Source organism: Sphingomonas jinjuensis, from assembly GCF_014197105.1.
Taxonomy (GTDB): Bacteria; Pseudomonadota; Alphaproteobacteria; order Sphingomonadales; family Sphingomonadaceae; genus Sphingomonas; species Sphingomonas jinjuensis.
On sequence record NZ_JACIEV010000004.1, the window covers coordinates 167,859 to 179,619 of the forward strand.

Consider the following 11,761-nt stretch of genomic DNA (forward strand, 5'->3'; position numbering starts at 1 on the left):
TCAGCGGACCGGATTGCCGACGCGGCCGGCCCTGTGACGATCATAGGCCTTCTTCGCCGCCCAGCCGCCGCCGAGCAGCATGCCCAGCGGACCCATGCGACGCAGCACGCTGGCCGCGATGACACCCTTGGCCGCACCGCCGACGCCACTGCCACGATTGTTGCGGTCGAGTTCGCGCCCGACGAGCGCGCCGATAATCTTGCCGATCATGCCTTGGTCCCTTCGAAGATGATGTTCTTGAGTTCGCCCACGCCGCGCAACACTGCCCAACCGACCGCATAGGTGATGGCGATCGGCACCACGAATTTCAGCACGTTGGCGGTGACAGCGCCGATCAACGCGCCGTCTGCGGCGCTGTCGTCGCCGCTCATCGCATCGATCGCGCCGCCGACCAGCGCGCCTATCGTCGTTGCACTCACGGGGGCGTCCTCCTCTTGGATAGGGAGAACCCAGGTTATCGGCGGTGGTTCCGTCCTTCCGGTCCTCCCCCGCCAGGGGGAGGTGGCGCCGAAGGCGTCGGAGGGGGAGGATGCCATACCGATGCGGTCGCTTACCTCCCCGTCCGTCAGGCTTCGCCTGCCACCTCCCCCTGGCGGGGGAGGACCGAGGGTCAGATCCGCTTCGTCCCCGGATAGGCGAAGAGTACGTCCGCATCGGCATCGGTCGTCACGCTCTCGGTGCCCGTCACCGTCACGCACTCGCCGGCCTTGAACGCGACGCCGGCAACGCTGCCGCTGCCGGTGATCGGGATCAGCCAGCCGGTCGTGCCCTCGGGCAGCGCGACCTGGCGGTCGCCGCCATGGGGGTGCCAGCGTTCGAGCACGAACTTAGGGCCTTCGACCAGGATGGTGCGATCCTCGGTCGAGCCCGCAGGCTGCGCGATCGGCTGGTAGGGATCGAGCGTCGCGACATCGACGCCATCCTTCAGGTGAAGCTCGCGATCGCTGCCATAGTCGTAGAGGCGATAGGTGGTCTCCGAATTCTGCTGCACCTCGATCAGCGTCAGCCCGCCGCCGATCGCGTGGATCGTGCCCGACGGCGCGTAATAGAAATCGCCTGCCTTCACCGGCACCCAGTCGAGCTTGTCCTCGATCGAGCCGTCCTTGGCCGATTCGCGCAGCGTCTCGCGATCGATCGGCTGCTTGGGGCCAAGCGCGATCGTCGAATCGGGTTCGGCGCCCAGGATCGTCCAGCATTCGTCCTTGCCGCGCGGCAGGCCGCGGGCGTGCGCCTGCTCGTCGTCGGGATGGACCTGGACCGACAAGGGCTGGCTGGTGAAGAGATATTTGATCAGAAGTTCCGGCGTGCTGTCGCCGGGCTGCTGGAACCAGATCTCGCCGATCGGATCGCCGCCCTCCGCCGCATCCTCGAAGCCGAAGCCCAGGTGATGGCGTCCCCAGGGCTTCTCGACGCGGTGGGTATGGAGCAGCGTGGCGGGCATGATCGACCTCTATCAGTGATGGTGACGCTTCGCGGCGCCTTGCGCCACGCGCAACGATCCACGCAAGCTATTGTTCGCTGGCACGGCGCTGGGCTAAGGAGGCGGCCGATGCGTACCCCCCAGTTCCGCAACCTGCCCACGCGCGCGATCGCCCTCATGCTCGTCGCCGCCGTCGCGATGCCGATCGCCGGCTGTGCCCGCAATCGCGGCAAGGGCGACCTGCCCTATGTCGCGCGCGACGTCGGCACGCTGTACTCGACGGCGCGAAGCCGCCTCGACCAGGCGCGCTACAAGGAGGCGGCGCAGCTGTTCGACGAGGTCGAGCGCCAGCATCCCTATTCGATCTGGGCCCGCCGCGCGCAGCTGATGAGCGCGTTCAGCTATTATCTCGATCGTGATTACACCCAGTCGATCCAGTCGGCGCAGCGCTTCCTGTCGGTCCACCCGGGCAACCGCGATGCGCCCTATGCCTATTATCTGATCGCGCTCGGCTATTACGAACAGATCCGCGACGTGACCCGCGATCAGAAGATCACGCAACAGGCGCTGACGGCGCTGGGCGAGCTGACGCGGCGCTATCCGAACACCCGCTATGCCAGCGACGCGCGGCTGAAGATCGACCTCGTCAACGATCACCTCGCCGGCAAGGAGATGGAGATCGGACGCTTCTACGAGCGGCGCGGCCAGTGGCTCGCGGCGACGATGCGCTTCCGCCGGGTGATCGACGACTATCAGACGACGACGCACGCGCCCGAGGCGCTGATGCGGCTGACCGAGACCTATCTGTCGCTGGGCGTGCGGCCCGAGGCGGAGAAGGCGGCGGCGGTGCTGGGGCGCAACTATCCGGGCACCGACTGGTATGAGCGCGCGTACAAGCTGATGCGCGAATATCCCGTCGAGAAGGTCGCCGCGGTGGCGCCGGGCCAGCCGGTGGTGCCGGTCGGCACGCCGGGCGCGCAGCCGGCGCTGCCGGGCGAGGCAGGCTCGAAGAAGACCGACCGTCCGGCGAGCGCGACCCCGGCGATGCCCAGCGGCGGTGCCGGGGCGAACGGGACGATGACGCGTCCGGGGACGTAAGCTTTCGCCGTTCGTCCCGAGCGACAGGGGTGCGGGCTGAAGTGCCTCGACGTCGCTCGGCATGAACGGCAAGACGGCCTGAGCGCCTTCCCATTCTGCCGTCATCCTGAACTCGTTTCCGGATCTTCGTCGGTGAGCGCACTGCCCGTGGGGAGAGATGCTGAAACGAGTTCAGCATGACGGTCTTTCATGTCCTCCCCCGCCAGGGGGAGGTGGCAGCGAAGCTGACGGAGGGGGAGGAAGCCCGACCGGCAGTTAATCGCTTACCGCCCCCTCCGACCCGCCTTCGGCGCGCCACCTCCCCCTGGCGGGGGAGGATCAGCGGGGATAGCGAACGAACCGGGCACACTTCCCTCTCCCCTCGCCCGTAACCCGCGCTATATCGGCGCGATGCTGACCGCGCTCTCCATCCGCGACGTCGTCCTGATCGAGGCGCTCGATCTGGAATTCCAGCGCGGGCTCGACGTGCTGACCGGCGAGACCGGCGCGGGCAAGTCGATCCTGCTCGACGCGCTGGGGCTGGCGCTGGGCGCGCGGGGCGAGACGTCACTGGTGCGGCACGGCGCGGCGCAGGCGGTGGTGACCGCGACGTTCGATCCGCCGGAAGGACCGCTCGCCGCGGCGCTGGCGGAAAACGGGATCGAGGCGGAGCCGGGCGAGCCGCTGCTGATCCGGCGCATCGTCAAGGCCGACGGCGGCAGCCGCGGCTTCGTCAACGATCAGCCCGCGTCCGCCGCGCTGCTGCGTGAGTTGGCGCCGATGCTGGTCGAGATCCATGGCCAGCACGACGATCGCGGGCTGCTCAACCCGCGCGGCCATCGCGCGCTGCTCGACGCCTATGGCCGGGTCGAGCCGGAAGCCACGGCGAAGGCCTGGGCGACCTATCGCGACGCGCAGGCCGCGCTGGCGGCGGCCAATGACGAGATCGAGGCGGCGGCGCGCGATCGCGAATGGCTGGAGCATGCCGTCGCCGAGCTGACCCGGCTTGCGCCCGAACCCGGCGAGGAAGACACGCTGGCGGAGAAGCGCCGGTCGATGCAGCGTGCCGAGAAGATCGCGGGCGAGATGGCGGCGATCGAGGAGCATCTGGGCGGTTCGGACGGCGCGCTGGCGCAGCTGCGCCAGGCGGCGCGCGTGCTGGAGCGGATCGCCGAGGATCATGCCGCGCTTGGCGAAGCGCTGGCGGCGATCGATCGCGCGGTGATCGAGGCCGCGACGGTGGAAGAACAGATCGCCGCAGCCAGCGCCGACCTCGCCTTCGACCCGCGCGCGCAGGAAGAGGACGAGGCGCGGCTGTTCGAGCTGCGCGGGATGGCGCGCAAGCATCGCGTCCAGCCCGACGATCTCGCCGCGCTCGCCGCCGAGCTCTCGGAACGGCTGGAGCGGCTCGAGGCGGGGGAAGATCGAGTCGCAATCCTCGAGACGCGCGTGGCGGCGGCGCGGGCCGATTACGATGCGGCAGCGGCGACGCTGTCGGCGCGGCGGCGGGCAGCGGCGGGGCGGCTCGACGAGGTGGTGGCGGACGAGCTGGCGCCGTTGAAGTTGGATGCCGCGCGCTTCCGCACCGTCGTCGCCGACGCCAGCCCCGAACAATGGGGGCCGGGCGGCAAGGACCGCGTCGAGTTCGAGATCGCGACCAATCCCGGCGCGCCCTTTGCCCCGCTCGCCAAGATCGCGTCGGGCGGCGAATTGTCGCGCTTCATCCTGGCGCTGAAGGTGGCGCTGGCGGAGGAAGGCGGCGCGGCGACGATGATCTTCGACGAGATCGACCGCGGCGTCGGCGGCGCGGTAGCGAGCGCGATCGGCGAGCGGCTGGCGCGACTGGCGGAACACACGCAGCTGCTGGTCGTCACGCACAGCCCGCAGGTCGCGGCGCGCGGCGCCGAGCATCTGCTGATCGCGAAATCGAGCGACGGCACGGTGACCCGCACCGGCGTTCGCGTGCTGGGCGAGGACGAGCGTCGCGAGGAGATCGCGCGGATGCTGTCAGGCGCGACGGTGACCGACGAGGCGCGGGCGCAGGCGGTGAGGTTGCTGGAGACGGCGTGAGGGCTCTTCCCGTCATTCCTGCGAAGGCGGGAACCCATCGTCACTGAGCATCGTGAGCATCACGACGGTTAGCCAGTATGGACCCCCGCCTTCGCGGGGATGACGGAAGGGGGGTAATTTCCAGGCCCTCCCTGTTACCCCGGCGAAGGCCGGGGTGCCCCCCCCTCCGTCAGATCGCGCCTGTCCCACCGTTCGCGCCGAAGACACTGCCGGTGGTGAAGCTGTTCCCGCCCTCCGCCAGCGCGACGTAGAGCCCGGCCAGTTCGACCGGCTGGCCGGCGCGGCCGAGCGGGGTGTCCTGGCCGAATTCGCCCATCTTGCCCGGTAGCTGTCCGCCCGCGACCTGGAGCGGCGTCCACACCGGGCCGGGCGCGACGGCGTTGACGCGGATGCCCTTCTTGCCGAGCTGCTTCGCCAGCCCCTTGGTGAAGATCAGGATCGCGCCCTTGGTGCTGGCATAGTCGAGCAGTTCCTCGCCCGGATCGACCGAGTTGACCGAGGCGGTGTTGATGATCGACGCGCCCGGCTTCATCAGCGGCAGCGCAGCCTTGGTCAGCCAGAACATTGCATAGACGTTGGTCTTCATCGTCCGGTCGAACTGCTCGAACGAGATGTCGGCGATCGACGGCTTCGATTGCTGATAGGCGGCGTTGTTGACGAGGATGTCGAGCCCGCCGAGCTGGCTGGCCGCCTTCGCCGCCAGCCCGGTGGTGAACGCCTGGTCAGTCAGGTCGCCGGGCAGCAGCTCGATCCGGCGCCCCTCGGCGCGGAGCAGCTTGGCGAGGTCCTGCGCGTCGGGCTCCTCGGTCGGGTAATAGTTGATCGCGACGTCGGCGCCCTCGCGCGCGAAGGCGATCGCGGCGGCGCGGCCGATGCCTGAATCGCCGCCGGTGACCAGTGCCTTGCGCCCCTGCAGCCTGCCGCTGCCGCGGTAGCTCGTCTCGCCGCTGTCGGGGACGGGGCGCATGTCGCGCTGGAGCGCTGGCCATTTCTGGCGCTGCTCGGGGAACGGCTGGGAGGTGAACTTGCTGGTCGGATCGGCGGGCTGGGCGGCGGCCTCAGCCATGGCGGGGGCGGCGGCGGCAAGGACGCCGGTAGCGGCGGCCCCCTTGAACACGTCACGGCGGCTGGCGGTGTCAGTCATGGCGCATCGTCCTGATCTATCGGGAATGCGTCGCAAGCGCGCGGGAGCGCGAAAGGTTCAGGCGATCGACCCGATTGCGCGCGAGGCGGGCGCGGCGCTAAGCGAGCCTGGATGGACGCCACTACCCGGATGACTGCGCGCGACCGGCGCGAAGGCCGCGTCGCGCTGGCGATGCTGCCGGTCGGCACGCTGCTGACGCTTGCCGCCGGCATCGGCATGATCGCGGTGACGGCGCTCGGCATCGACACCGCGATCCGCTGGCCCGACGGGGCCGGCTGGATGCTGGCATGGTGCGGGCTCGCGGCGGTGGCGGGATGGTGGAACCTGAAGCGATCGCTCGAGGTGCTGAGCGCGTTCGACTGGCGGCCGGTGCCGGGTATCGTCGCGGTGTCGGCCGCGATCGTCGCGCTTCATCCCGGCTGGTGGCTGGCATGAGCGCGCTGCCCGAAACCGAAGAACAGGCCGCCGCCGAGCTGGCGCGGCTCGCCGACGAGATCGCGCACCACAACCGCGCCTATCACACCGACGACGCGCCCGAGATTAGCGACGCCGACTATGACGCGCTGGTCCGCCGCAATGCCGCGATCGAGGCGGCGTTTCCACAAGCCGTCCGCGCCGATTCGCCGAGCCGGCAGGTCGGCGCCGCGCCGGCCGCGCACCTCGCCAAGGTCGCGCATGCCAGAGCGATGATGAGCCTGGACAATGCGTTCAGCGACGAGGAGGTCGAGGAATTCGTCGCGCGTGTCCGCCGCTTCCTGCGGCTCGGCGACGACGAGGTCGTGGCGTTGACCGCCGAGCCCAAGATCGACGGCCTGTCCTGCTCGCTGCGCTACGAAGCCGGCGTACTGGTCCAGGCGCTGACCCGTGGTGACGGGCAGGTCGGCGAAGTCGTGACCGACAACGTGCGCACGATTGACGACATTCCCGCGCGGCTGCACGGCGAGGCGCCCGAGGTGTTCGAGGTGCGCGGCGAGGTCTATATGGCGAAGGCCGATTTCGCCGAGCTCAACCAGCGGCTGGCGGCGGAGGCGGCAGCGTCGGGCAAGGAGGCGCGCCAGTTCGCCAACCCGCGCAATGCCGCCGCCGGATCGCTGCGCCAGAAGGATGCGAGCGTCACCGCCAGCCGCCCCTTACGCTTCCTGGCGCACGGCTGGGGCGAGGCATCGGCGGTGCCGGGCGAGACGCAGAGCGAAGTGATGGCGGCGATCCGCGACTGGGGCCTGCCGGTGGCGGAGGGGCTTCGCCGGGTCGAGAGCGCGGCGGATGGGCTCGCCGTCTATCGCGCGATCGAGGCCGAGCGCGCCGACCTGCCGTTCGATATCGACGGTGTCGTCTACAAGGTCGACCGGCTCGACTGGCAGGCGCGGCTGGGCCAGGTCGCCAAGGCGCCGCGCTGGGCGATCGCGCACAAATTTCCGGCCGAGCGCGCGCAGACGACGCTGAACGCGATCGACATCCAGGTCGGGCGCACGGGCAAGCTGACCCCGGTCGCGCGGCTGGAGCCGGTGACGGTGGGCGGCGTCGTCGTCACCAATGCGACGCTGCACAATGCCGACGAGGTTGCGCGGCTGGGCGTCCACCCCGGCGACCGCGTCGTGCTGCAGCGCGCGGGCGACGTCATCCCGCAGATCGTCGAGAATCTGTCGCGCGACGACGCGCGGGCGCCCTGGCCCTTCCCCACCCATTGCCCGGTGTGCGGCAGCGAGGCGGTGGCGGAGCCGGGCGAGGTCGACATCCGCTGCACCGGCGGGCTGATCTGTCCTGCACAGCGGCTGGAGCGGCTGAAGCACCTGGTCAGCCGCGGCGCGCTCGACATCGATTCGCTAGGGGTCGAGCGGCTGAAGCTGTTCATCGATCTCGGCTGGATCGCGGAGCCCGCCGACATCTTCCGCCTCAACGCGCATCGGACCGAGATGCTGGCGATGAAGGGGTGGAAGGAGCGTTCGGTCGACGCGCTGCTCGCCGCGATCGAGGAACGCCGAGAGCCGGATGCGGCGCGGCTGTTGTTCGGGCTGGGCATCCGCCACGTCGGCCAGGTGACGGCGCGCGACCTGATGAAGATGTTCGTGACGCTGCCCGAGCTGCGCCGCGCGGCGGAGGCGGCGCGCGACGGCGACGCCGATGCCGCCGACCGCTTCGCGCTGATCGAGGGCGTCGGCCCGGCGGTGGTGGTGTCGCTGGGCGACTTCTTCCACGAAGAGCATAACCGCAAGGTGTGGGACGACCTGCTCCAGTTGGTCACGCCGCCGCCCTTCCTGGTCGAGACGCGCGAGTCGCCGGTGTCGGGCAAGACGGTGGTGTTCACCGGCAAGCTCGAGACGCTGAGCCGCGACGAGGCGAAGGCGCAGGCCGAGTCGCTGGGCGCGCGGGTGGCGGGATCGATCTCGGCAAAGACCGACCTACTCGTCGCCGGACCGGGCGCCGGATCGAAGCTGAAAAAGGCCGCAGAGCTGGGCATCGAGGTGATCGACGAAGCCGGCTGGGCCGCGCTGGTCGCCGCTGCGCGCTAGCGAGTAGCGTTGCGGTTTTGCAACGCCGCGACAGCGAGTTGCAGCGCGTGACGATCCCTGTCGCATTTGTCACGGAAGAGAAATATTGAACGGGCAGGGCCGCGGCGAACGGCGATGAAACGACGCCGGGGTGTTCGAGCGCGCTGCGCCAAAGGGGAAATCTTCGATGCGAAATAACCTGTTCCTGGGTGTGGCCGCGGTCGCGCTCATCGCTCCGGCCACGGTCTCGGCTCAGGAAACGACCGCGCAGATCCGCGGCACGGTGACCGCCGGCGGCGCACCCGTGACCGGCGCGACGGTGACGATCGTCAACGTCCCCTCGGGCACGCGCAGCCAGACCACGACCGACGCGACCGGCGCCTTCACCCAGAGCGGCCTGCGCGCGGGCGGCCCCTTCACCGTCGAAGTCGCCAGCCCCCAGGGCAACACCACCGTCACCGACATCTTCACCGTCGTCGATCAGCCCTATGAGCTGCCGATCGAGCTGGCAGCCGATGCCGCGACCGGCGGCGACATCGTCGTCACTGCCTCGTCGATCGCCGGCGCCGGCGTCATCGGCAGCGGCCTGCGCACCGTGCTGACCCAGGCGGACATCGCCAAGGTCGCGTCGGTCAACCGCGACATCCGCGACCTCGCCCGCCGCGATCCGCTGGCGACGCTCGACCTCAGCAACAGCCGTGCGGTCAGCTTCGCCGGCGTCAATCCGCGCTTCAACCGCTTCACGATCAACGGCGTCCAGATCGGCGACAACTTCGGCCTCAACTCCGACGCCAACCCGACCGCGCGTGGGCCCGTGCCGTTCGACGCGATCGGCCAGTTCTCGGTCGCGATCGCGCCGGTCGACATCCGCCAGGGCAATTTCCAGGGCGGCGTGATCGATACCGTGCTGCTGTCGGGCACCAACGAATTCCACGGCACCGGCTTCTATTCGCAGTCGACCAACGGCCTGCAGGGCAACAAGATCGGATCGACCACGATCACGCTGCCGAAGTACAAGTCGGAGACGTACGGCGCGACGTTCCGCGGCCCGATCATCGCCGACAAGCTGTTCTTCATGGTCTCGGCCGAGCGCAACACCGATCCGCGTCCGCTGGCGGTGACGGCGGTCAGCCAGATCCCCGGCGTCACCCAGTCGTCGATCGACCAGATCACCAACATCGCCAAGAGCGTCTATGGCTATGATCCGGGTGGTTTCGTCTCGGTCAACAACCAGAAGGACGAGAAGATCGTCGGCCGTATCGACTGGAACATCAGCGATTCGCAGAAGCTCTCGCTCAACTACATCAACGCCTATGAATCGAGCACGGTCGCCCAGGGCACCAGCACCTCGAACACCACCCCGGCGGTCGGCCTGGCGTCGAATTACTACCAGCGCTCGGTGCTGGTGCGCGCCGGTATCGCGCAGCTGAATTCGGACTGGACGGACAATCTGTCGACGGAAGCGCGCTTCCTCTACAAGTCGAACCGCGTCGGCCAGGATTCGCTGCTCGGCACCAACTTCGCGCAGTTCTCGGTCTGCACCGCGCCGACCAGCGTCGTCGGCGCCAACAACTCGACCAGCACCTGCGGCACCGGCATTCCCCAGGTCATCTTCGGCCCGGACATCAGCCGCCAGGCAAACCAGCTGTTCTTCGACACTTGGGGCGGCTCGCTCCAGGCGCGCTACACGGCCGGCGGCCACGAGATCAAGCTGCTCGCCGAAGTGAACGCGAACCGCACGTTCAACTACTTCCTGCAGCGCCTGAACGGTCAGTATTACTTCGACTCGATCGCCGACTTCCAAAACCGCCGCGCGTCGCAGTTCGACTATTCCAACGCGGTGTCGCTGACGCCGACCGACGCGGCAGCAAACTTCAAGTACCAGCAATACACCTTCGGTGCGCAGGACACTTGGAACATCAACGACCAGCTGACCTTCACCTATGGCGCGCGTTACGACCTGTACGCGATGCGCAGCCCGGTCGCGGCGAACCCGAACTACTTCGCGCGTTACGGCGTCTACAACACCCAAACCTACAAGGGCCTAGACAACTTCCAGCCACGCGCGGCGCTGGAGTGGAACCCGATCGACAACCTGCGTATCCGTCTGGGCGCATCGGTCTACGGCGGCGGTTCGCCGGACATCTATCTGTCGAACAGCTATTCCAACACCGGCGTTCTGACGAACCGCATCACCACCGCTACGCGCGCGTTGCCGACGACGACCAGCAATACGACCACCTGCACGGCGACCTACGTCGGCGCGAATGCCGGACTTTGCACGGCGGCACTGGACGGCGTCACCGGCACGTCGATCCCGGCGAGCATCAACAGCTATCTGAGCACGGCGACGGCCTCGCTGCGCACGGCGCCGGTCAACGCGCTGGCGCAGAACTTCAAGCTGCCGTCGATCACCAAGCTGACCGCGTCGATCGATTACAAGCTGTTCGGCGTGAACGTCGGCGCCAACTATCTGCACAGCATGACGAACTCGGCGGTGACCTTCACCGACCTGCGCTCGGTGCAGATCGGCACGCTGCCGGACGGTCGTCCGCGCTATAACGTGCTGGGCGGCGTCGCCGACACCAACCAGGACATTCTGCTGTTCAACACCGGCAAGGGCTACAGCAACATCTTCGTCGTCCGTGCCGACAAGACGTTCGACTGGGGCCTGTCGCTGGGCGGCAGCTACACGTATCAGGACGTGAAGGACGTCAGCCCGGCGTCGTCGTCGACCGCGTCGTCGAACTATTTCAACGTCGCGATGTACGATCCGAACAACGCCACGCTCGGCGTGTCGGCGGATCAGACCAAGTGGGCGTTCAAGTATAATGTCGGCTTCGAGCACGCGTTCTTCGGCGACTACAAGACGATCTTCCAGCTGTTCGGCGAAACCCGCGCGGGCCGTCCGTACAGCTACACGATGCAGAATTCGGTCAGCGGCCGTTCGCCGGTGTTCGGTGTCATTGCCGGCCCGACGCTCGGCACCAACTCCGACCAGCGTTTCCTGCTGTACGTGCCGACCAGCACCTCTGACGCGCTGGTCAGCTACGACAGCACGGACACGCAGGCCGCGCTCGAGAACCTCATCAACAACAGCAAGCTGAAGGATTATCGCGGCAAGATCGCGCCGCGTGGCCTGGGCCGCAACCGCGCCTTCACCCGCATCGATCTCCACCTCGAGCAGCAGCTGCCGACCTTCATCGGCAAGTCGCGCCTCTCGATCTGGGGCGACATCGAGAACCTGCCGAACCTGCTCAACAGCAACTGGGGCGGCCTGCGCCAGATCAGCTTCCCGCAATATGCCCCGGTCGTTCAGGTTGCCTGCCTCGCCTCGCCGACCGCGACCGGCGTCTCGGGTGCTGCGGTGCAGACCAACGCGCCGAACCAGCCCTGCGCCCAGTATCGGTACTCGTCATACCGCGCCCCCAACACGGGCCAGGTCAGCGTCAACAACTCGCTCTACCTGATCCGCGTCGGCGCCCGCTTCTCGTTCTAAGCGACGCCGCCTTCGGGCAAGACAGGGGCCGCCGTTCCTTCGGGCACGGCGGCCCTTCTTTT

The 11,761-nt window shown here is 68.4% G+C and carries 9 protein-coding genes; 5 read left to right on the top strand and 4 right to left on the bottom strand.

The window, feature by feature from the left end; translation table 11 throughout:
• The 3 genes from GGQ80_RS08455 to GGQ80_RS08465 all read right to left on the bottom strand — a co-directional run bounded on the left by GGQ80_RS08455 (position 1) and on the right by GGQ80_RS08465 (position 1,441).
• Entirely contained in the window at positions 1 to 210 is a 210-nt protein-coding gene (locus tag GGQ80_RS08455) for a hypothetical protein (RefSeq protein WP_183983710.1), read from the bottom strand.
• A complete protein-coding gene (locus GGQ80_RS08460) occupies positions 207 to 419 on the bottom strand; it encodes a hypothetical protein (protein ID WP_183983712.1) in 213 nt (70 codons plus the stop codon). The genes GGQ80_RS08455 and GGQ80_RS08460 overlap by 4 nt, the downstream gene beginning before the upstream one ends.
• 191 nt (positions 420 to 610) lie before the next feature.
• Positions 611 to 1,441 (bottom strand): class I mannose-6-phosphate isomerase, encoded by an 831-nt coding sequence (locus tag GGQ80_RS08465; protein ID WP_183983714.1) that lies wholly within the window; start codon positions 1,439 to 1,441, stop codon positions 611 to 613.
• A 108-nt stretch (positions 1,442 to 1,549) separates the two neighbouring features.
• Between GGQ80_RS08465 and GGQ80_RS08470 the strand changes: the two genes are divergently transcribed.
• On the top strand, positions 1,550 to 2,518 hold the full coding sequence (locus GGQ80_RS08470) for an outer membrane protein assembly factor BamD (protein ID WP_183983716.1): 969 nt from the start codon (positions 1,550 to 1,552) through the stop codon (positions 2,516 to 2,518).
• 390 nt (positions 2,519 to 2,908) lie between these two features.
• Positions 2,909 to 4,567 (top strand): DNA repair protein RecN, encoded by a 1,659-nt coding sequence (gene recN, locus GGQ80_RS08475; RefSeq protein WP_183983718.1) that lies wholly within the window; start codon positions 2,909 to 2,911, stop codon positions 4,565 to 4,567.
• 169 nt (positions 4,568 to 4,736) lie between these two features.
• On the opposite strand, the gene GGQ80_RS08480 is transcribed toward recN, so the two are convergent.
• Positions 4,737 to 5,711: an SDR family oxidoreductase gene (locus GGQ80_RS08480; RefSeq protein ID WP_183983720.1), complete on the bottom strand. Its 975-nt coding sequence runs from the start codon at positions 5,709 to 5,711 to the stop codon at positions 4,737 to 4,739.
• A 111-nt stretch (positions 5,712 to 5,822) separates the two neighbouring features.
• Between GGQ80_RS08480 and GGQ80_RS08485 the strand changes: the two genes are divergently transcribed.
• The 3 genes from GGQ80_RS08485 to GGQ80_RS08495 all read left to right on the top strand — a co-directional run bounded on the left by GGQ80_RS08485 (position 5,823) and on the right by GGQ80_RS08495 (position 11,699).
• Entirely contained in the window at positions 5,823 to 6,146 is a 324-nt protein-coding gene (locus GGQ80_RS08485) for a hypothetical protein (RefSeq protein WP_183983722.1), read from the top strand.
• Positions 6,143 to 8,221, top strand: a complete 2,079-nt coding sequence (gene ligA / locus GGQ80_RS08490; protein ID WP_183983724.1) for an NAD-dependent DNA ligase LigA — start codon at positions 6,143 to 6,145, stop codon at positions 8,219 to 8,221. Before GGQ80_RS08485 ends, ligA begins: the two co-directional genes overlap by 4 nt.
• A 166-nt stretch (positions 8,222 to 8,387) precedes the next feature.
• Positions 8,388 to 11,699, top strand: coding sequence for a TonB-dependent receptor (locus GGQ80_RS08495; RefSeq protein ID WP_183983726.1), 3,312 nt, complete (start codon positions 8,388 to 8,390; stop codon positions 11,697 to 11,699).
• The last annotated feature ends 62 nt before the right edge of the window (positions 11,700 to 11,761 follow it).